Here is a 20,712-nt window from a genome sequence, read left to right as displayed (position 1 = left end):
TACTTACGCTTCCAGGCCCGCGTCAACGGCCTCGAAGGTTTTCAGGCGGCCACGCAGGCGCAATACCGCCTGGCCATGGATCTGGCAGACCCGCGACTCGCTCACGCCGAGCACTGCGCCGATCTCTTTAAGGTTGAGTTCCTGTTCGTAATACAGCGACAGCACCAGCTGCTCGCGCTCGGGCAGGTGGCCGATGGCCTTGCCCAGTTCGCTGCCGAACTGGCTGCGTTCGAGCACCTGCTGCGGGGTCGGGCCGCCCTGGGCGATGGTGTCCAGCTCGCCCTGGTCTTCGATGCGCGATTCAAGGCTCAGCACCTGGCCGCGCGAGGCATCTTCCATCAGCCGCAGGTACTCCGGCAGCGGGATGTCCATCGCCGCGGCGACTTCGGTGGCCGATGCGGCGCGGCCACTGGCCTGTTCCAGCCGGCGGATGGTCGCGGCGGCGTCGCGGGCACGGCGATGCACCGAGCGCGGCACCCAGTCGCCACGGCGGATCTCGTCGATCATCGAGCCACGGATGCGGATCGAGGCGTAGGTTTCGAACGACGCGCCCTGGTCGGCGTCGTAGCTGCGCGAGGCCTCGATCAGCCCCATCATGCCGGCCTGGATCAGGTCGTCGACCTCCACGCTGGCGGGCAGCCGGGCGGCCAGGTGATGGGCGATGCGGCGCACCAGGTCCGAATGCTGGTTGATGCATTCGGTTGCCGCGGTGCGCTGTACTTCGCGGTACTGCGCTGCGCCTTTCATGCGACCACCCCGCGCTGCTTGAGGATGCGTTCGAGGAAGAACTCGACGCCGCCGCGTGGCTCGGTCGGGGCCTGCCAGCGGGCGGTGCGGCGGGCGATTTCGTTGATCGCCAAGGCCGACGGGCTGGACGGGTAGGCCTTCACCACCGGCTGCTGGCGCTGCACGGAAAGGCGCAGCCAGTCGTCCTGCGGCACGCAGCCGAGGTAGTTCAGCGACACGTCGGCGAGGAACTTTTCGCAGACCCGGCTCAGCTTTTCATACAGCACGCGGCCTTCGTTCGGGTCGCGCACCATGTTGGCCACCACCTGGATCCGGTCCACGCCGCGTTCGCGCGACAGCACCTTGATCAGGGCGTAGGCATCGGTGATCGACGCCGGCTCGTCACACACCACCACCACGGTGTCCTGGGCGGCCTGGCAGAAGGTGAGGACGCCATCGGTGATGCCGGCGGCGGTATCGACCACCATGACATCCAGGTCGCGCTCCAGTTCGGAGAACACATTGACCAGGCCGACATGTTCGGCCGGGGCCAGTTCGGCCATGTGCCGGCGACCGGACGCGGCAGGCACCACCAGCACCCCGTTCGGGCCTTCGATGATGACCTCTTCCAGCGTGCAGCGGCCGGCGATCAGGTCGGCCAGGGTGAACTCCGGCTTCAGGCCCAGGATCACGTCGATGTTGGCCAGGCCGAGGTCGGCGTCCAGCAGCAGCGTGCGTTTGCCCATGCCAGCGAGCGCCACGGCCATGTTGGCCGAAACGTTCGTCTTGCCCACGCCGCCCTTGCCGCCGGTGACGGCGATGGTGCGGACCGGGCCCAGCGGCTGGCTGCGGGTGGCCGACAACGGGAAGGCGGTGGTCAGCTTGGCGTACTCACGCGACGGCATGGTTCAACTCCGGGTTGCAGGGCATATCGGCCGCGCGGCGCAAATCTTCAAGGCGAAGTACGAGATTGGCTGCACTGGCCCGGTGCAGGTCTTCGGGAACGTCCTGGCCGTCGGTCACCCAGGTGATCGGCAGGCGGTGGTCGACGGCCACCGACAAGGCAGTGCCGAAGCGGCCGGTTTCGTCCAGCTTGCTCAGCACCACGCCCTGCAGGTTGGCGGCGCTGAAGCGGCGCACCACTTCGTCCATGTCGCCGAAGCTGGTGTTGGCCGGCAGCACCAGCAGGGTGCTGACCTGGCGTGCGGCACGCAGCCACTGCAGCTGCGAGGCCAGGGTGCGGTCGCGCGGGCCGACGCCGGCGGTGTCGATCAGCACCAGCTTGTAATCCTTCAGGCGCTCCAGCAGCTGGTCCAGGTCGGTTCCGCTGTTGGCTTCATGCACGGCGATGCCGAGCTGGCGGCCGAAGCCGTACAGCTGCTCGCGGGCGCCGATGCGCGCGGTATCGGTGGTGACCAGGGCGACATCGCGCGGGGCGTGGGCTTCGGCGAAGCGCGACGCCAGCTTGGCGATGGTGGTGGTCTTGCCGGCACCGGTGGGGCCGACCAGCGCGATCACGCCGCCGGCCTCCAGCGGGTCGACCGGGGAGATCGGCAGCTTGCGCGACAGCAGGCCCAGCATCAGGCCGCGGCCACGGTGGGCTTCGGTGTCCAGCGGAATCTGCAGCACCACGTCGCGGGCGATGCCGGCGTCGAAGCCGTATTCGTCCATCAGGTCCAGCGCGGTGGCACGCACCGGGTTGCCGCGCAGGCGCTCGTCGGTGAAGCGGTGCATCTCGCGTTCGATGACCTGGCGCATGCCGGCCACTTCATTGCGCAGGTGGCGCATCTCTTCATCGTCGCGGGCGATGACGGTGAGGGTAGGGGGCGCAACCACCGGCGCCGGCGGCGGCACGATCTCGGCCAGCTGGATCGCGGGAGCCGGTGCGGATGCCGCCGCGCTGGGCTCGGCGAGCGAAGCGGCCAGGGGCAGCGCCGACCCATGGTCGGCGAGCGAAGCGGGCCGTGGAGGTGCGGATTCGGCCGGGCACGGCTCGGCGCTGGCGGCAGCGGAGATGTCCGCCACGGCAGCGACCTCGTCCAGCTCCGGCACCTGTGCGGCAAACGCCATCGGCAGCGGCGGCGGCAGCACCGCGGGCGCGCGCAGGACCGGTGCGGGAACGCGCGGCTCGACGGCCACGGCCGGCGGTGCCACATCGAAGGTTTCGTCTTCCACCCAGGCGCGCGGCAGCGCCGGCGCCGGGCGGCTGGCCGCCATCCGCGGCGCATCGGCCGGCGGCTGCACGAAGGGCGCGAAGATCTGCTCCGGCAGCGCCGGTTCGTTGACGGCGGGCGGCGAGGGGAACCGGGCGAGGCCACCGGCGGCCCGCGCCAGGGTGGCGGCGAAGCCTTCGCTGCCACGGCGCGGCACGCCTTCGTCGGCGCTGTTGAGCGTGCGGCCGGTGGCACCGACGGCCGCACGTGCCAGCGCGGCGACCGCCGAAGTGGTCGCGGCCACCGGCTCGACGTCCTGTTCCGGCGTGCGGCGGCGGGTCATCGCCGCGATCATCGCATCGGCGGCAGTGCGCGGACGCGGCGCCGGGGCCGCGGCCGGGGCGCTGTCCTTGCGTGCGGTTTCCAGGGCGCGCTGCACCACGCTTTCGTCATAGTGCGCGGCCGCCACGATTTCCACGCCTTCCTCGATCCGCCGGTTGGACAGGATCACCGCATCGGGGCCGTGTTCCTTGCGTACCAGGTTCATGGCCGAGCGCATGTCGGCGGCGACGAATCGTTTGATTTTCATGCTGGGGTACCGGGACGGATTCGTTTCAGGGGCAGGGGATCGCGGGTGGTCGGTGGTCAGCACGGTGCGGGGTCCCCTTCGGTAATGGGTGGATCAAGACGTTGCAATGGCGCTGCTGTCGGCTTTCCGCCACCGGGTGGAAGCGCGCATCAGCTGATGGTGCCTACCAGCTTCAAGCGCTTGTCCTCCGGGACTTCGCTGTAGGCCAGCACCGACAGCGAAGGAACGCTGTGGCGGACCAGTCGCGCCAGTGCGGCACGGACCGGGCCGGGTACCAGCACCACGGCGGGCTCGTTGCGGGCTTCCTGCTTGCTGACACAGTCGGCAAGGCTCTGGTGCAGCCGTTCGGCGAGTCCGGGTTCCAGCGCAGCGCCGTTGCCCTGCGTGGACTCCTGCAAGACGCGTTCCAATTGCGGGTTGAGGGTGAACACCGGCAGCTCGGCGGACATGCCGGCGATCTCCTGCACGATGAAACGGCCCAGCGTGTTGCGTACCGCCGCGGTCAACGTGGCCGGATCCTGGCTGGACGGCGCGGTCTCCACCAGCGCCTCGGCGATCTTGCGCAGCTGGCGCACCGGGATGCGTTCGACCAGCAGGTTCTGCAGCACGCGCACCACCACCGACAGCGGCAGCGCCTTCGGGGTCAGGTCTTCGACCAGCTTCGGCGCGCTCTTGGCCAGGTTGGCCAGCAGCTGCTGCACCTCTTCATGGCCGAGCAGTTCCGGGGCGTGTTCGCGGATCAGGTGCGACAGATGGGTGGCGACCACGGTGGCCGGGTCGACCACGGTGTAGCCCATGGTCTCGGCGTGGGCGCGCTGGTGCGGCTGGATCCAGGTGGCATCCAGCCCGAAGGCGGGATCCTTGCCGGCGATGCCGTCCAGCTGGCCCAGCGCGCTGCCCGGATCGAGCGCAAGCTCGCGGTCCGGATGGATTTCGGCGGTGGCCACCGGCACGCCGTGGATCAGCAGCCGGTAAGCGGTGGCGGGCAGTTCCAGGTTGTCGCGGATATGCACCGAGGGAATCAGGAAGCCGATGTCCTGGGTCAGCTTGCGGCGCACGCCCTTGATGCGCGCCATCAGTTCGCCGCCCTGCGCTGCGTCCACCAGCGGGATCAACCGGTAGCCAACCTCCAGCCCCAGCGGATCGACCGGGCGCAGCTCATCCCAGGTCAGTTCGGCGGTCGGTGCAGGCGCTGCGGGGCGGCCCAGCGCATCCATCGCCGGAGCCGCTGGCGCGTCGGTGGCCTGCGCCTGCACCAGCTGGCTCTTCTTCCAGATCTTCCAGGCCAGGAAGCCGAGTACCGCCGCCAGCGTCAGGAAGGCGACGTTGGGCATGCCCGGCACCAGGCCGACCACGCCGATGATGCCGGCGGTGATCGCCAGCGCACGGTACTGGCCGAACACCTGGCCCATCATCGCCTGGCTCATGTCCTGCGAACGCGAGGCGCGGGTGACCAGCATCGCCACCGCGCTGGACACCAGCAGGGCCGGCAGCTGCGCCACCAGGCCGTCACCGATGGACAGCAGGGTGTAGGTCGCCGCGGCATCGCCGAAGGCCATGTTGTGCTGGAGCATGCCGACGGCCAGGCCGCCGATCATGTTGATGAAGAGGATCAGGATGCCGGCGATCGCATCGCCGCGGATGAACTTGCTGGCACCGTCCATCGCACCGTAGAAGTCTGCTTCCTCGCGGACTTCCTCGCGGCGCAGCTTGGCCTCTTCGCGCGTCAACAATCCGGCATTCAAGTCGGCGTCGATGGCCATCTGCTTGCCGGGCATGGCGTCCAGGATGAAGCGGGCGGTCACTTCTGAAACGCGCCCTGCACCTTTGGTGATCACCACGAAGTTGATGATGGTCAGGATCGCGAACACCACGATGCCCACCGCGTAGTTGCCGCCGATGACGAACTCACCGAACGCGGCGATCACCTTGCCGGCGGCTTCGTGGCCGTTCTGGCCGTTGAGCAGGATCACCCGGGTGGAGGCCACGTTCAGCGCCAGCCGCAGCATCGTGGTGACCAGCAGCACGATCGGGAAGATGGTGAAATCCAGCGGCCGCTTCACGTACACCACCGCCAGCAGCACCATCATCGAAATCGCGATGTTGAAGGTGAACAGGGCATCCAGCACCGGCGCGGCCAGCGGGACCACCACCATCGCCAGCAGGGCCATGACGATCAGCGGCGCGCCAAGACCCTGGCGGATCATCGCCAGCAGGCTGCGGGTGTTGAGCCCTCCGGCCTGCGCGCTCATCGACGGGCTCCATCAGCCGGCGCGCCAGGCGGGTGTTCGGCCACGTCCACGTAGGGCTGGGCCGGCATCGGGCCGCCGCGCCAGCTGCGCAGCTGGTAGACATAGGACAGCACCTGGGCAACGGCCGAATACAGTCTCACGGGGATTTCCTTTCCGAGTTCCCCTTCCCTATACAAGGCGCGTGCCAACGGCGGCGCGGAGACGATGGCGACCTTGTTGCCTTCGGCGATCTTGCGGATGTGCAGGGCGGTCTCATCCACGCCCAGGGCCACCACGGTGGGTGCGCCCATCTTGCCGCCTTCGTACTTCAGCGCCACCGCGTAGTGGGTCGGGTTGACCAGCACCACGTCGGCGGTCGGCACCGCTTCCATCATCCGGCGGTTGGCCATCTGGTGCTGCATCTGGCGGATGCGCCCCTTTACTTCCGGGCTGCCTTCGCTCTCCTTCATTTCCCGGCGCAGCTCTTCGCGGGTCATCTTCAGCTTGCGCATCCAGTTCCAGCGCTGGTACGGCGCATCGATGGCGGCCAGCAGCAGCATCGCCACCGCCGTGCCCAGCAGCAGCTTCAGGGTGAAGCCCAGGCCGCGCACGATCGCGCTTTCCAGGGGCAGGTGCAGCAGGCCGCGCAGCAGGTCCATGCCGCCCCACATCACGATGCCGGCGCCGACGCCGACGAAGGCCACGCGCAGCAGCGACTTGGTGAACTCGGCGATGGCCTCCGGACCGTACAGGCGCTTCAGGCCGGAGGCCGGGTTCATCCGGGTGAAGTCCGGCATCATCGCCTTGGCCGACCAGCGCAGGCCGCCCATCACCACCGGCGCCAGGAAGCTGGCCAGCAGGCAGACGATCAGCAGGGGCGCGGTCACCAGCAGCAGTCGCAGGAACAGGTCGCCGACATGGCCGAACAGCTCCATGGGGTGCTGGCGCAGGGCCAGGTCCGGCTTCAGGGCCTGCTTCATCCAGTCGACGGCGCCAGCGGCCAGGCTGCCGCCGGTGGCCATCACCGCCAGCACGCCGCCGCCGAACACCGCAGCGGTCGCCAGCTCGCGCGAGCGCGGCGTGTTGCCTTGTTCGCGGGCTTCGCGCAGGCGTTTTTCTGTTGGTTGTTCGGTCTTTTCGCCGCCGTCTTCGTTCTCGGACATCGCGCGCAGGTCTCAGAGGATCACCGCCTGCGTGCAAGATCCGTGCCGCGCTCCGCGCCCCGCGCAGTGTGCACTCTGCCGGTCGGGCTCAGCCGGCGATCCTGGCTTCTGGCCAGGCATGCAGCTGCTCGAAACGTGCTGCATCCACCGGCCGACCCAGCAGGTACCCCTGCAGGTAATCCACCCCCAGCTCCTGCAGGCAGTCGCGCTGGGCGGGCGTTTCCACGCCCTCGGCGACGATGTGCATGCCCATCGCTTGGCCAAGCGCCACGATGGAGGCGATGATCAGCCTGTCATCGCGGGAGCCGGGCAGGTCGCGGATGAAGGCATGGTCGATCTTCAGCTCGGTCGCCGGCAGGCGCTTCAGGTAGACCAGGCTGGAGTAACCGGTGCCGAAGTCATCGATGGAAATGCCGACGCCCAGCGTCGACAGGGCCTTGAGCAGCGCGGCGGTGGCGGCCGTGTCCTGCATCAGTGCGCTTTCGGTGATTTCAAGGACCAGCTTATGGGCAGGCAGGCCATGCCGGGCCAGGGCATGGGTCACCTCATGTTCCAGCCGGGGCGCACTGAACTGCAGCGCGGACAGGTTGACCGACATCGACCAGTCCGTATGTCCCTGCCGGTGCCACGCCTGCAGCTGGCGGCAGGCCTCGTCCAGCGCCCAGCGGCCCAGTTCGCCGATCAGGCCGGAACGCTCGGCCAACGGGATGAACTGGTCAGGCGGCACCAGCCCGCGTTGCGGGTGGTTCCAGCGCACCAGCGCTTCGGCGCCGCTGACCCGCTGCCGGGCCACATCCACCTTCGGCTGGTAATGCAGCACCCATTGCCCAAGACGGATCGCCTCGCGCAGTTCGGCAAGCAGGGCGAGCTGGTGGCCACCGCCGCCACCCATGCCTTCTTCATAGATCACATGCCGGTTGCGGCCGGCGGCCTTGGCCTGGTACATGGCGGCGTCGGCGCAGGCCATCAGCTGCCGTTCGGAGCTCGCATGGTCCGGGCACAGGGCGATGCCGATGCTTGCCGTCACATCCAGCGGATGGCCCTCCACCAGGATGAAGCCGGTGGCTGCCTGCATGCGCTGGGCCAGCGCGGTGATGCTGGCCACATCGTCGACGCGTACTACCAGCACGAACTCGTCCCCGCCCAGCCGGGCCAGCAGGTCGTCCGGGCCCAGCAGCGCGCGGAAGCGTTCGCTGACCGCCACCAGCAGGGCATCACCGGTGTGGTGCCCGTAGACGTCGTTGACCTGTTTGAAGCCGTCCAGGTCGACGAACATCAGCGCGAAGCGGCGCGCGGTCTGCCCGGTCAGCAGCAGCGCCTGTTCGATGCGTTTCTGCAGCAGCCGACGGTTGGGGAGGTGGGTCAGCGGATCGTGCAGCGCCGCCCGCGTGAGCTCGGCCTGGGCATCGTCCAGGCTGTTGCTGAGGTCATCGTTGCGCATGCGCAGGCGGTGGGTCTCCAGGCGCTGCTCCATCCAGGCCAATCCCAGCGCCAGGCCGAGGATCTGCACGGTGACCGCACCCACCAGTACGGCCAATGAACTGGCGGGCAGGTGATTGGCGCCGAGCGCGCCGCAGACGCTGCCTGCAGGAAAGCGCGCCGCCGCCATGCCGGCGTAGTGCACGCCGCCGATGCCCGCGCCCAGCAGGCAGGCCGCGCCCAGCCCCAGCACGGTACGCCCGGAGTGGCTGCGCAGCCGGAACGCGATGAACAGGGCGCACCAGCAGGCGGCGAATGCGATAAGCAGCGAGAGTGTGACCCAGCCGTGGTGCCAGTCGATGTCAGGCTGCATGTTCAGCGCCGCCATGCCGATGTAGTGCATCGAGGCGATGCCGCTGCCCATCAGCAGCGCTCCGCCGACAAGTCGAGCGTGCGGCAGGGTCGGCAGCGAGACCAGCCAGAGGGCGAACACCGAAGAGCCCACCGCGACCGTAAGCGAGGCCAGCGTCAGCAGCAGTTCGTAGCCCAGCGGGATCGGCAGGGAAAACGCCAGCATGCCGATGAAGTGCATGGACCAGATACCCAGCCCCATCGCAGAGCCGCCACCGATACGCCACGTCCAGGCGGCTGCATTGCCGACCGCGCGCGCGGCACGCGCGGCCATCATCAACGCAGTGAACGATGCCAGCGCCGCGACCAGGAACGAGGCGGCGACCAGAAACCCATCATAGCTACCCGTCAGCATTGCCGACCTCCGCGTTCTCACGCCTGTCCGGACGATGGGGTGCCTGGAGGTTGCGCAGACGGCGTCCGATGCAGCGTGCGCGCCCGTATCCCACCCCTGGCATCCCGACTTGAAGCTCCTGCTGCAGAATCTAGCGTGTCCTGACGTGGCCGCACATGTACCGTCCAGCGCATCCGGTGTCGGAATGATCTCCGCCTGCGCAGGGTGTCTTCCGATACGTCACGCGCTGCGTCTCGTTTCCGCCTCAGCGCACCACGGCGCCTGCGGCCTCGAACGCGGCGTCGAACAGGCGCTGCACCGGGGGGCCCATTTCGCCAGCCAGTACCGCAAGCAGTGCCAGGCCGAGCAACAGGGAAACCGGCAGGCCCAGCTGGATCGGATTGAGCGCGGGCGCGGCACGGGCCAGTGCACCGAAGGCCAGGTTCACTGCCAGCATCGCGACGATCAGCGGCAGGGCCAGGCCGACGCCACCGCGCAGCACGGTCAGCAGGAATGTCGGCGCGATGCCGACCAGCGCGGCCGGGTCGGGCAGGGTGGTGCCGATCGGCAGGGCGCGGTAGCTGTCCACCAGCAGCGAGATCAGCGCCAGGTGGCCATTGGCGGTGAAGAACAACAGGCCGAACATCAGGTAGAACCACTGCCCGATGACCCCTGAACTGCCGCCGCGCATCGGGTCGGCCATCTGTGCGAAAGACAGGCCGGTGCCTTGTGCGATGAGCTCGCCGGCCAGGGCCCCGGCTTCGAACACCAGCCTGAGCATGAAGCCGATGGTGATGCCGATGACCAGTTCTCGAAAGATGGTCAGCACGGTGGCCGCATCGAAGCCGACCCAGCTGGGAACCGGCGGCAGGATCGGGGCCAGGGCGATGGCCAGCGTGGCCGACAGCAGCAGCTTGATCCGTGACGGCACCGCCCGCGTGCCGATCAACGGCATCGCCATGATCATCGCGCCCAGCCGCAGCAGGGTCCACAGCGTGTCGCCGATCATCCCGAACGCCTGCAGGCCGTCCGCTGCCATCTGGGTAGCCGGATCCATCGCCGCCGACCTAGCCGATCAGGTGCGGAATGCGCTGGAACAGCAGGATGGTGAACTCCACCATGTGCCCCAGCAGCAGGCTGCCCAGCGCGAACAGCACGGCGGTCAGCGCGGCCGCCTTGGCCACGAAGGCGATGGTGGGTTCGTTGAGCTGGGTGGCGGCCTGCACCACGCCCACCACCACGCCGACCACCAGCACGGTCAACAGCAGCGGGCCGGCCACCCACAAGGTGGCGATCAGTCCGCCACGCAGTTCGGTCAAGGCAAGTTCGGGAGACATCGGGGTTCCGTCAGGTAACGTTTCAGGTTGCCCCGAGCGTGCTCGAGGGCTCGCGCATCAGGCGGGATTGAAGCTGGCGGCCAGCGTGCCGACCGTGAGTACCCAGCCATCCACCAGCACGAACAGCAGGATCTTGAACGGTGCCGACACCAGCATCGGCGACAGCATCATCATGCCCATCGACATCAGCACGCTGGCCACCACCAGGTCGATGATCACGAACGGGATGAAGATCAGGAAGCCGATTTCGAAGGCGGTCTTCAGCTCACTGGTGACGAAGGAGGCAACCAGCACCGGGAACGGCACCGCATCCGGGCTGGCGTAGGTGCCATGACCGGCGATGCCGGCGAAGGTCATCAGGTCGGTTTCGCGGATCTGCGCCAGCATGAACCCGCGCAGTGGCTGGGTGGTCAGCGTCCAGGCGGTCTGGAAATCGATCTGGCCATCCAGGTAGGGCGCCATGCCGGCGCTCCAGGCCTTGTCCCAGGTCGGCAGCATGATCATCGCGGTCAGGAACAGCGCCAGCCCCAGCAACACCTGGTTGGACGGGGTCTGGCCGGTGCCCAGCGCCTGCCGCAGCAGGGCCAGCACCACGATGATGCGGGTGAAGGCAGTCAGCACCAGCAGCATCGACGGGATCAGGGTGATCGCGGTCATCAGCAGCAGGGTCTGCAGCGGCAGGCTGACCGGTTGCCCGCCGATGCGGCCGACGTTGACGTCCGGCAACGGGGTGCCCGGTGCGCCCGGCGCGGCGAATGCCAAGGCCGGCAGCAGCATCAACAGCAGGGTCAGCCAGGGCAGCCAGCGGGCAGTGGCCAGCGTCGGCATGGCGGGCGTCTTCGACATCAGGCGCATCTCAGGAATCCTTGCGCAGCCGCTGCTGCAGCAGCTGGGCGAAATTGGGCAGGTTCTTCAGGTCCGGCACGCGCATCGGCGTCGGCGGTGGCAGCGGTTCGGCCAGGGTCTGCAGCTTGCTGATGCCACCGGCGGTGACGCCGAGCAGGATCTGCTCGCCGTTGACCTCCAGCACCACCACGCGCTCCTTGGCGCCGACGGCGATGCTGGCGACCAGCTTCAGCCCTTCGGCCTGGCGGAAGCTGCTGCCGGGCATGCGCTTGAGCAACCAGCCCAGGCCGACCACCAGCGCCAGCACCAGCAGCAGCGCCAGCACCGCGCCGAACAGGCCCGGGGTGGACGGTGCGTGCTGGCCGACCACCGGCGCGGCGGCCTTGCTGGCCGCCTGGCTGGTGGCAACGAGCAGGGACAGGCTCAACGCAGTCTCCGGATCCGTTCGCTCGGGCTGACCACGTCGGTCAAGCGCACGCCGAAGCGGTCGTTGATCACCACCACTTCGCCATGCGCGATCAGCGTGCCGTTGACGAACACGTCCAGCGATTCGCCCGCGCCGCGTTCCAGTTCCACCACCGAACCCTGGTTGAGCTGCAGCAGGTTGCGGATCGGCAGGCGGGCGCGGCCGACTTCCAGCGACAGGGTCACCGGCACGTCCAGGATCACGTCCAGGTTGAGGTCGGCACCGGTCGCCTCTTCGGCCTGCAGGGCTTCGAACTGGGCGGCGATGGCTTCTTGGCGCTCGGTTTCATTCATTTCGGTTCTTCCTGGATGACCGGGACGCGTGGACGCGTGCCCGGCGGATGGGTAGCGGTGATCTTCACGGCGTTCATGCCGTTGGCCACGCCGAAGGTGCCGGTGAACACCGGGATGTCCTCCACGCAGATCGGCACGTGCTGCGGCAGCTCGATCGGCAGGATGTCGCCGACCTTCATGCGGGTCAGCTCGCGCAGGCTCATGCGCTTGGTGGCCAGTACGCTGGACAGGGTGACTTCGGCCACGTTGAGCTGTTCGCGCAGGGTCTGGCCCCAGCTTTCGTCACGGTCGTTGCGGTCACTCTGGATGCCGGCATCGAGCAGTTCGCGGATCGGCTCGAGCATCGAATAGGGCAGGGTGACGTGGATGTCGCCGCCACCGCCATCGAGCTCCACGTGCAGCCGGCACACCACCACGTACTCGCGCGGGGTGACGATGTTGGCGAAATGCGGGTTGATTTCCGAGTTGATGTATTCGAATTCCACGTCCATCACCGGCGCCCACGCTTCGCGCAGGTCGGCGAAGGTCTGCTTCAGCAGCAGGTGGATCACGCGCATTTCGGTGGCGGTGAACTCGCGGCCTTCGATGCGGGTCGGGTAGCGCCCGTCGCCGCCGAAGAAGTTGTCGACGATGGCGAACACCAGGGTGGGTTCGAACACGATCAGCCCGGTGCCGCGCAGCGGCTTGAAGCGGATCAGGTTGAGGTTGGTCGGCACGTACAGCGTGTGCATGTAGTCGTTGAACTTGACCAGTTCGATGCCGCGCACCGACAGCTCGGCCGAGCGCCGGATCAGGTTGAACAGGCCGATCCGCCACAGGCGGGCGAAGCGCTCGTGGACCATTTCCAGGGTCGGCATGCGACCGCGGATGATGCGGTCCTGGCTGGCGAAGTCGTAGTTGCGGGCTTCGCCCGGAACCGCGCCGTCGTCGTCGGTTTCCACCGCGCCGCTGTCCACGCCATGCAGCAGGGCGTCGATTTCATCCTGTGACAGCAAGTCGTTCATCAGGCGCCCTTACTGGGTCACGAAACTGGTGAACAGCAGGTCGTCGGCGCACTTCTTGCCGGTCTCGGCCAGCAGCACCTTCTGGACTTCGGCGAGCGAGGCGGCCTGCAGCTTTTCCTTGCCGGCGCGGTCGGCGATCTGGTCGGGGGTGACCTGCGAGAACAGCATCAGCAGCCGGGCACGCAGGGCGGGCGAGTGGGTCTTGATCGCTTCCAGCGCGGAGCTGTCGCGGGTCATCAGCTGCACTTCCACCTGCAGGTAGCGCGGGCCGTCGACCGGGCCGTTGAGGTTGACCACGAACGGCGGTTCCAGGCCGAAGTATTGCGCCGGTGCCGGGGGGGCCTTCGGCTTGGCCGAGGTGGCGGGGCTGCCATCGGCGGCATGCGGGGCCTGGGTGAAGTACCACACGGCGCCGCCGGCGGCTGCGGCGGCGACGACCGCGATCAGGGCGATGACGAGCACGGGACGGCGCGAGGGGGCGGCCTTGTCCTTGTCGGCGGATTTCTTGGTTTTGTCTGCGGCTGCGGCCACGTGTGGAGCTCCTGGAGGTTGCCTCCGGGCACATGCAAGTGGCGTGCCGCGCGGGTGGCGGCGAGCGGCTGGGCCCCTCGTGGTGGGGCGCTGTGTGCTGGTTTGCTGGGTTTGGCCGGGCGGGAGGGGTTGGTGGGGGACGGCAAGAGCCGCTCCTGCGGGCCTCGTTTCGCGCCATCCTTGGCGCGGGATCACGCCATCGCATTCGCGCTGCCGCTCCCACGCTTTGCTCCGCAAACCGCGGGCCCCGTCTCACCAGCACCCATACCCCGCCGCTTCGCGGCCGCCCCTGACTCAGGGGCTCCCTCCCCCCTCTCCAAGCCCGTCCGGCGCTCTTGCTCTTGCTTCTCCTTTTTCTTTTACGTGGTGGGCGCACGCAAAAAGTGACAGGGCCGGGCGGTGGGGCTGGGCGGGGGCGTTGAGTGCCATGGATGGCACGAAACGAGGCCCGCATGGATGCAGTTTTTGCCGTCCCCCGACCAGTCCCACCGCCCGGCCCAAACCAGGAAAGGCTTTTGGCGACCAACCACGAGGGGCTCAGCCGTTCGCGGCCACCTCCGACGGTTTATTGGCGGCGGCAAACCGTCACGCGTGGACGTCCAGCAGCCCTCGCTGGCGGATCAACTGGGCGCTGGAGAGCGTCACTTCGGCTGTGCCGGGATCGCCATCGCCGTTGGCCGGGAAGCTGCTGCCACGTGGTGTCTGGCCGGATTCGCCCTGCTGTTGCTGGCCGACATCGGCATGGGCGAGCTGGAAGCCCTGCTCGCCGAGCAGTTCACGCAGCCGCGGCAGGGTGCTTTCCAACGCGTGGCGGACATCGACGTGCGGGCTGCTGAAGCTGGCGTGGACCTTGTCGCCGTCCATCTGCAGGCGCACGTCGATCGTGCCCATGTCGTCCGGGCTGATGCGGATGTGGGCGTGGCCGATCTTCTGTTCGGCCAGCCAGCCGACGCGTGCGCTGATGGCTTCGTCGAAGCCTTCCTGCCCGAATACGGGGGTGGGGGTCGGGTCGACCGCGCGCGCCAGGGTGATGTCGGCCGCCGAACGGGTGGCCTGCAGCGCACCGGGGGCGTGCAGCAGTGGCGCCGGGGTGGCCTCGTCGTTGCTGTCGCCAGGTTCGGCGCCAAGCGTGGCGAGCGCGGCTTCGACGTCGGCGGGCAATGCGTCGACCGCGGTGGCGTCCGCGGCCAGTGCGATGCCGCCCGGGGCGGCGCCTGCGGCGGCGTTCGCCAGGGCAGGCAGGGCCGTGGCGGGGGCCGATTCGGGGGCGCCGTTTGCGACCGGGGTGGCCGCCGCGGGTGCTGCGTCCGGCGCTGCGGGGGCGACGGACAGCAGCAGGCCGGCCAGTCCCGGCGGCGGCCACGCGGCGGCCACGTCGTCGGTTGTCTCGGTGTCCGGCTGGTCCGCCGCGGTGGCCGGACTGGCAGCCGGGGTCCCGCTGGCGGCGTCGGCCGCAGTCGCTTCCGCGTCCGGGTCAGCACCGGGCGCCTGCGCGTCCTTCCGCGCGGGCGCGGTATCGGTCGCCTGCGCCGCCGGGGTGGCGGAGGACGTCCCGCCGTCGCCGCCCTTCAGCAGGCGCTCGAATCCGTTTCCGGGCGCATCGCTGCCAGCGGCCGACGCGCGCGCGGGTGCGCCATTGCCGGCACCCGGGGTGACTGCGGCGCTGAGGGATGCGGCCATCATGACTGGCCGCCGGAGTCACCATCGCCCGCCTGCAGCAGGCGGACCCGGCGCGCGCCAAGATCATCCATTTCGCGCTGGGTGCGCTTTTCCACCACCTGCTGTTCCTGGGCGCGATAACTGGCGGCAAGCTGTTCGAGTACCTGCTTGTCACGGCTGGCCAGCAGCAGGCGTGCGCGCTCGGCTTCCACCTTTTCGCGGTTGCTGTCCACGGTCTGGCTCTGCTGGCTGACCGCGCTGTCCAGCCGGTCCAGGAAGGCACGCCGGTTCAGCAGCTGCGCCGGGCTGGTGGCGGCCATCTGTGCGTTGGCGTACTCCTCGGCATAGCGGCGCAGTTCGTCCAGCCGCGACAGATGGGTGTCGAGCGTGCGCTGGCGCTCGGCCAGGTCGCGCGCGACGGTGTCTTCCTTTTCCTGCGCGCGCTTGAGCAGCGGGTCGATGCGCTTGGACTGCATCATGCGGGAGTCTCCGGTTCCACCAGGCGCTTCAACGCGGCCTGGCTGTGGGGCAGGTCGGCGGCCTTGGCCACGTCCTGGCCGAGGAATTCGACGATCTCGGGCCAGCGCTCCAGCGCCTCGTCGGTGGCCGCGTCGTTGCCACGCTGGTAGGCGCCGATGGCGATCAGGTCGCGGTTGGACGAATACGCCGATACCAGCCGCTTCAGCTTGCGGATGCGCAGGCGCCACGGCTCGTCGGCGATCTCGGTGACCACGCGGCTGACCGACGCTTCCACGTCGATGGCCGGATACAGGCCGCTGTCGGCGACCCGGCGCGACAGCAGGATGTGGCCGTCCAGGATGGCGCGCGCCGCATCGGCGATCGGATCCTGCGGATCATCGCCTTCGGTCAGCACGGTGTAGAACGCGGTGATCGAGCCACGGCCCTTGGCGCCATTGCCGGCGCGCTCCACCAGCGCAGGCAGCTTGGCGAACACCGACGGCGGGTAGCCGCGGGTGGTGGGCGGTTCGCCGACCGACAGGCCGATCTCACGCTGCGCCTGCGCGAAACGGGTCAGCGAATCCATCAGCAGCAGCACGTTCAGGCCTTGGTCGCGGTACCACTCGGCAATGGCCGTTGCGCGGTAGGCGCCGTGCAGACGCGCCAGCGGCGGGCGGTCGGCCGGCGCGGCCACCACGACGGCGCGGCGCAGGCCCTCTTCGCCCAGCGTGGATTCGACGAAGTCGCGGACTTCGCGGCCACGCTCGCCGATCAGCCCGACCACGATCACGTCAGCCGAGGTGAAGCGGGTCATCATGCCGAGCAGGGTGGACTTGCCGACGCCGGAACCGGCGAACAGGCCGACGCGCTGGCCGCGTCCGATCGGCAGCAGGGCGTTGATTGCGCGCACGCCTACGTCCAGCGGCTGGGTGATGGGTTCGCGCGAAAGCGGATTCATCGAGACGCCGGCCATGCCGACCGAGCCCTCGGCGCGGATCGGGCCCTTGCCGTCCAGCGGCACCCCGTCGCTGTCGATGACGCGGCCGAGCAGGCCTTCACCCACGTCCACGCCGCCGCCACGCCGCAGCGAGGGCACCACGCGGGCGTTGGGCAGCAGGCCGTGCAGTTCGGCGCTGGGCATCAGGTAGGTACGTTCGCCGGCGAAGCCGACCACTTCCGAATCCACCCAGCCGCCATCCACTTCCACCTTGCAGCTGGCGCCGAGCGGGGCCTCGCAGCCGACCGCCTCGAGGGTCAGGCCGACGGCGCGGCGCAGCACGCCTTCGCGGATCAGCCCGCGCCCATGCAGGGTGTCGAAATTCAGGGCGTCCAGGCGCGCGCCCAGGCGCAGGTTGCGGGCGCCGGTCCATTCCGGCGGCAGCGGCAGGTCGAGCGTGCTCATGACGCGCTCCCGACCTGGCGCATGACCTTGTCCAGCGCGCCGCGCAGGCGGGCTTCCAGGGTGCCGTCGATGCGCACGCTTTCGGCATGCACGCGCAGGTCGCCGCGGCTCAGCGCGGCATCGGGGACCAGGCGCTGCTGCGGCGACAGGGTGAGCAGCGGCGACAATGCCGCGATGTCATCCGGGTGCAGGCGCACTTCGACATCGCGGCTGCTGGTGCCGACCGCATCCACGCCTTCGGCGACCAGCTGCGCCAGCAGTTCCGGATCGGTCTGGTAAGCGCGGCCGACCAGGGTGCCGGCGATGCGCACGGCCAGTTCGCCCAGGGCCGCGACGGCCTCGTTTTCCAGCCGCACCAGCGGCCGGCTGAAGTTGTCCAGGATGCCTTCCATCTGCGCGACCACGCGGCGCACTTCCGCCTGTCCCTGAGCGTAGCCTTCGGCATGGCCGTGGGCGAACCCTTCTTTCTCGGCGGCGTCCTGGATGGCCTGGATCTCTTCCAGCGTGGGCGGCTGCAGGATCGGTTCGGGTTCGATCTCCGGCTCGTCATGCAGGGCCTGCTCGTCGAGCAGCAACTGCGTGGCGGCCAGCAGGTCGGGCGCATTCCAGCGGATGGCGGTGGTGTTCACAGCATCGCCTCCGCGCTGCCGCCCAGGGTGACCGTGCCCTCATCGGCCATGCGCTTGACGATGGCCAGGATCTCGCGCTGCGCGCCCTCCACGTCGGACAGGCGCACCGGACCGCGTGCTTCCATGTCTTCCAGCAGGATTTCGGCGGCGCGCTGGGACATGTTGCGGGTGATCTTGTCGCGCACCCGGATGTCGGCGCCACGCAGGGCCAGGCCCAGTCGTTCGCCGCTTACCTCGCGCAGTACCAGCTGCATTTCGCGATCGTCCAGGTCCACCAGGTCGTCGAACACGAACATCATTTCCTGGATGCGGCCGCTCAGCGAAGCATCCACGCGGGCGATCTCGCCCAGGATCACCTGGTCCTGGCCGCTGTCCATGAAGTTGAGGATGTTGGCCGCCACCTGCACGCCACCGATGTTGGACGACTTCAGGTTCTGGTTGCCGGCGAACTGGCGTTCCATGATTTCGTTCAGCTCGTTCAGCGCGTTCGGCGGAATGCCGTCCAGGGTCGCGATGCGCAGCAGCACGTCCACGCGGGTGCGTTCGGGCAGCAGCTTCAGTGCATCGGCGGCCTGGTCGGTCTCCAGGTGGGCCATCACGATGGCGATGATCTGCGGGTGCTCGTTGCGCACCAGGTCGGCCACTGCGCGCGGATCCATCCACTTCAGCGCGTCCAGTCCGGTGGTGTTGCGGCCGAGCAGGATGCGGTCGATCAGGCTGTTGGCCTTCTCGCTGCCCAGCGCCTGCACCAGCATGTTGCGGATGTAGTCGTCCGATCCCACGCCCAGCGAGGTCTTGGACATCAGTTCGTTGTTGAAGCTGTCCATCACCCCTTCGACCTGCTCGCGGGTGACGTTGCTCATGGTCGCCATGGCGATGCCGATCTTCTGCACCTCCTTGGGTTCCATGTGGCGCAGCACGTCGGCGGCTTCCTGTTCGCCAAGCGACAGCAGCAGGATCGCGGCGCGCTGCACGCCGTTGAGCTGGGCCTCACTCATGGGCCACCCAGCCCTTGACCACCTGGGCCACGCGCTTGGAGTCGGTCTTCACTGATTCGCGTGCCATCCGCAGTCGTTCTTCGTAAGAGTCCACCGGCAGCGCCAGCGGTACGCCCCCCAGGCTGGCGCGGTCACGCTCCAGGGCCGGCAGGTCCATGTCATCGTCCACCAGCTGCACATCGGCGGTCAGCGGATCCTGGCCGAGCTGCGCCGGCTTCGGGCCATTGCCGCTGATCGCGCGCAGCGCCGGACGCAGTACGCCGAACAGCAGCGCCAGCACAACGATGGCGCCCAGCAGCAGGCGCAGGCCATCCTGCACCCACGGCAGTTCCCACCAGTTCGGGCCTTCCACCGGGGTCACTTCGCGCACGAACGGGGCATTCATCACCGACACGGTGTCGCCGCGCTCGGCGTTGAAGCCGACCGCCTGCTTGACCAGGCCTTCGATGCGGGTCAGCTCGGCCGCCGACAGGGCCTGTTCGGTCATCTTGCCGTTGGCGCCGGGGCGCGGCACGTTGTCCAGCAGCACCGCCACCGAAACGCGCTCGATGCGGCCACCCGGTTGCCGGGTGTGCTGCAGGGTGCGGTCCAGTTCGTAGTTGCGCGTGGCATTGCGCGAGGTTTCCGTCGGCGCGGCCGCCGTGGCCGCCGGCGCCGGCTGGCCGGGCGGGGCATTGCTGGCCGCACCCGGCACACCCTGCGGGCCGGTGGTGCTGGTGGAATTCTCGCTGGTCTGTTCGCTGCGGACCTTGGCCGGCTCGCCGTTGTACAGCTCGCGCGCCTCTTCGGTGGTGGAGAAGTCCATCGCCACGGTCACTTCCGGCTTGACCCGGCCGGGGCCGGTCATCGGCTCCAGCAGCTCGCGGATGCGCTGGTTGAACGAGGTTTCCTGGCGCCGCACCTGTTCGAACTGGGCGGCATTGAGCGCCGCTTCGCTGTTCGGATCGGACACGCTGAGCATGCGGCCGCTCTGGTCGACCACGGTGACACGTTCGGGGGTCAGGTCGGGGATGCTGGCGGCGACCATGTGCACGATCGCATCGACCTGGCCGCGTTCCAGCTGCTGGCCGCCGCGCAGTTCCAGCACCACCGAGGCGCTGGCTACGTCGCGCTGGCGGGTGAACGCGCTGGGCTTGGGAATGGCCAGGTGGACGCGGGAATCACGCACCGGGCGCAGGGTGTTGATGGTGCGCGACAGTTCGGTCTCCAGCGAATGCTGGTAGCGCGCGCTTTCCACGAACTGGCTCACGCCGAAGCCGGGATCGCGCTCCATCAGCTCAAAGCCCAGCCGACCGCTGTCGGTCAGGCCGGAACTGGCCAGCTTCAGGCGGGCATCGTGCAGGTTCTTCTCCGGCACGGTGATGCCACCGGTTGCCGCGTCCAGTTCGAACGGGATCTGCGCGGCGCGCAGCAGGTCGGTCGCTTCGGCGGTCGCCTTCTGGTCCAGGCCGGTGTACAGCGGCACCATGCCTGGCTTCTGCGACCAGAAGAACACGGCCAGGCCGGCGGCGACGGCCACGGCGATCATCGCCATCAGGCCCAGGCGGCGGGCGATCTGCAGGCTCTGCAGGCGATCAAACCACTGCCCGGCCTTTTCGCCGTTCAGTGCTTCCTTGGAAAGGGTCAAGGCCATCGCAGGTGATCCTTACAGCGGCATGTTCATCACGTCCTGGTAAGCCTGGACGAGACGGTTGCGGACTTCCACGGTGGCGCGGAAGGCGATCTGGGACTGCTGCGAAGCGACCATGACCTTGGCCAGGTCTGCACCCGGCACGCCCAGTTCGAAGTCGCGGGCCAGCGCGCCGGACTTGGCCTGTGCCTCGTTCACCCCGGACAGGGCGCCGCGCAGGGTGTCGCTGAAACTGGCAGGCGCGGGCGCGCCGATGCTGCCCGGGGCTCCGGTCGGGATCGCATTGGTGCGCGGCATCTCCCCCAGCGGGCTGGCCAGAGGCTGCGAGGCCTGGGTCTGGAAGCTGCGGATCTGCGAAAGGATCGAGGTGACGGAGTGGGTCATGTGGCGCGATTCCATGGAGCGGGAACAAGGAGGCTTGCCCCGGTGCTC

Annotated in this window: 20 protein-coding genes; all 20 read right to left on the bottom strand. The window is 68.8% G+C overall.

Annotated features, from left to right (window positions below; genetic code table 11):
- Positions 1-3: 3 nt before the first annotated feature.
- The 20 genes from RTX79_RS03855 to fliE all read right to left on the bottom strand — a co-directional run bounded on the left by RTX79_RS03855 (position 4) and on the right by fliE (position 20,664).
- Positions 4-747 carry an RNA polymerase sigma factor FliA gene (locus RTX79_RS03855; protein ID WP_312681966.1) on the bottom strand — a complete coding sequence of 248 codons (744 nt, stop codon included), beginning with the start codon at positions 745-747 and terminating at the stop codon, positions 4-6.
- The gene (locus tag RTX79_RS03850) at positions 744-1,631 is read right to left on the bottom strand and encodes a MinD/ParA family ATP-binding protein (protein ID WP_057508264.1); all 888 of its coding nucleotides are present in this window, start codon (positions 1,629-1,631) and stop codon (positions 744-746) included. The genes RTX79_RS03855 and RTX79_RS03850 overlap by 4 nt, the downstream gene beginning before the upstream one ends.
- Positions 1,618-3,468 (bottom strand): flagellar biosynthesis protein FlhF, encoded by a 1,851-nt coding sequence (flhF, locus tag RTX79_RS03845; RefSeq protein ID WP_312681964.1) that lies wholly within the window; start codon positions 3,466-3,468, stop codon positions 1,618-1,620. The genes RTX79_RS03850 and flhF overlap by 14 nt, the downstream gene beginning before the upstream one ends.
- A 149-nt stretch (positions 3,469-3,617) precedes the next feature.
- The gene (flhA, locus tag RTX79_RS03840; RefSeq protein WP_057508262.1) at positions 3,618-5,720 is read right to left on the bottom strand and encodes a flagellar biosynthesis protein FlhA; all 2,103 of its coding nucleotides are present in this window, start codon (positions 5,718-5,720) and stop codon (positions 3,618-3,620) included.
- Entirely contained in the window at positions 5,717-6,862 is a 1,146-nt protein-coding gene (flhB, locus tag RTX79_RS03835; protein WP_123698781.1) for a flagellar biosynthesis protein FlhB, read from the bottom strand. Before flhB ends, flhA begins: the two co-directional genes overlap by 4 nt.
- 88 nt (positions 6,863-6,950) lie before the next feature.
- Positions 6,951-9,047: a putative bifunctional diguanylate cyclase/phosphodiesterase gene (locus RTX79_RS03830; RefSeq protein ID WP_312681959.1), complete on the bottom strand. Its 2,097-nt coding sequence runs from the start codon at positions 9,045-9,047 to the stop codon at positions 6,951-6,953.
- A 244-nt stretch (positions 9,048-9,291) separates the two neighbouring features.
- The gene (fliR, locus tag RTX79_RS03825) at positions 9,292-10,083 is read right to left on the bottom strand and encodes a flagellar biosynthetic protein FliR (protein ID WP_057508259.1); all 792 of its coding nucleotides are present in this window, start codon (positions 10,081-10,083) and stop codon (positions 9,292-9,294) included.
- Between the two features lie 10 nt (positions 10,084-10,093).
- Positions 10,094-10,363, bottom strand: coding sequence for a flagellar biosynthetic protein FliQ (locus RTX79_RS03820; protein WP_042615527.1), 270 nt, complete (start codon positions 10,361-10,363; stop codon positions 10,094-10,096).
- A 57-nt stretch (positions 10,364-10,420) separates the two neighbouring features.
- Positions 10,421-11,191 carry a flagellar type III secretion system pore protein FliP gene (gene fliP, locus RTX79_RS03815; protein ID WP_057508270.1) on the bottom strand — a complete coding sequence of 257 codons (771 nt, stop codon included), beginning with the start codon at positions 11,189-11,191 and terminating at the stop codon, positions 10,421-10,423.
- A 28-nt stretch (positions 11,192-11,219) separates the two neighbouring features.
- A complete protein-coding gene (gene fliO / locus RTX79_RS03810; protein ID WP_312682214.1) occupies positions 11,220-11,630 on the bottom strand; it encodes a flagellar biosynthetic protein FliO in 411 nt (136 codons plus the stop codon).
- A 2-nt stretch (positions 11,631-11,632) separates the two neighbouring features.
- Positions 11,633-11,968, bottom strand: coding sequence for a flagellar motor switch protein FliN (fliN, locus tag RTX79_RS03805; RefSeq protein ID WP_042615526.1), 336 nt, complete (start codon positions 11,966-11,968; stop codon positions 11,633-11,635).
- Entirely contained in the window at positions 11,965-12,972 is a 1,008-nt protein-coding gene (fliM, locus tag RTX79_RS03800) for a flagellar motor switch protein FliM (RefSeq protein WP_312681956.1), read from the bottom strand. The genes fliN and fliM overlap by 4 nt, the downstream gene beginning before the upstream one ends.
- A gap of 9 nt (positions 12,973-12,981) precedes the next feature.
- Positions 12,982-13,503: a flagellar basal body-associated FliL family protein gene (locus tag RTX79_RS03795; protein WP_309685344.1), complete on the bottom strand. Its 522-nt coding sequence runs from the start codon at positions 13,501-13,503 to the stop codon at positions 12,982-12,984.
- A 585-nt stretch (positions 13,504-14,088) separates the two neighbouring features.
- Positions 14,089-15,186: a flagellar hook-length control protein FliK gene (locus tag RTX79_RS03790; RefSeq protein WP_312681954.1), complete on the bottom strand. Its 1,098-nt coding sequence runs from the start codon at positions 15,184-15,186 to the stop codon at positions 14,089-14,091.
- Complete coding sequence (gene fliJ, locus RTX79_RS03785) at positions 15,183-15,641, bottom strand: flagellar export protein FliJ (RefSeq protein ID WP_309685348.1); 459 nt, start codon at positions 15,639-15,641, stop codon at positions 15,183-15,185. Before fliJ ends, RTX79_RS03790 begins: the two co-directional genes overlap by 4 nt.
- Positions 15,638-17,023, bottom strand: a complete 1,386-nt coding sequence (locus RTX79_RS03780; RefSeq protein WP_312681947.1) for a FliI/YscN family ATPase — start codon at positions 17,021-17,023, stop codon at positions 15,638-15,640. The genes fliJ and RTX79_RS03780 overlap by 4 nt, the downstream gene beginning before the upstream one ends.
- The gene (locus RTX79_RS03775) at positions 17,020-17,652 is read right to left on the bottom strand and encodes a FliH/SctL family protein (protein ID WP_057507692.1); all 633 of its coding nucleotides are present in this window, start codon (positions 17,650-17,652) and stop codon (positions 17,020-17,022) included. The genes RTX79_RS03780 and RTX79_RS03775 overlap by 4 nt, the downstream gene beginning before the upstream one ends.
- Complete coding sequence (fliG, locus tag RTX79_RS03770; RefSeq protein WP_042615421.1) at positions 17,649-18,650, bottom strand: flagellar motor switch protein FliG; 1,002 nt, start codon at positions 18,648-18,650, stop codon at positions 17,649-17,651. The genes RTX79_RS03775 and fliG overlap by 4 nt, the downstream gene beginning before the upstream one ends.
- Positions 18,643-20,283, bottom strand: coding sequence for a flagellar basal-body MS-ring/collar protein FliF (gene fliF, locus RTX79_RS03765; protein WP_057507693.1), 1,641 nt, complete (start codon positions 20,281-20,283; stop codon positions 18,643-18,645). Before fliF ends, fliG begins: the two co-directional genes overlap by 8 nt.
- Positions 20,284-20,295: 12 nt before the next feature.
- Entirely contained in the window at positions 20,296-20,664 is a 369-nt protein-coding gene (gene fliE, locus RTX79_RS03760; RefSeq protein WP_057507709.1) for a flagellar hook-basal body complex protein FliE, read from the bottom strand.
- Positions 20,665-20,712: the final 48 nt, after the last annotated feature.

This window comes from Stenotrophomonas chelatiphaga, assembly GCF_032054965.1.
Taxonomy (GTDB): Bacteria; Pseudomonadota; Gammaproteobacteria; order Xanthomonadales; family Xanthomonadaceae; genus Stenotrophomonas; species Stenotrophomonas chelatiphaga.
Note: the sequence above shows the minus strand (reverse complement) of the source record. Positions and strands in the feature narration are given on the sequence as shown.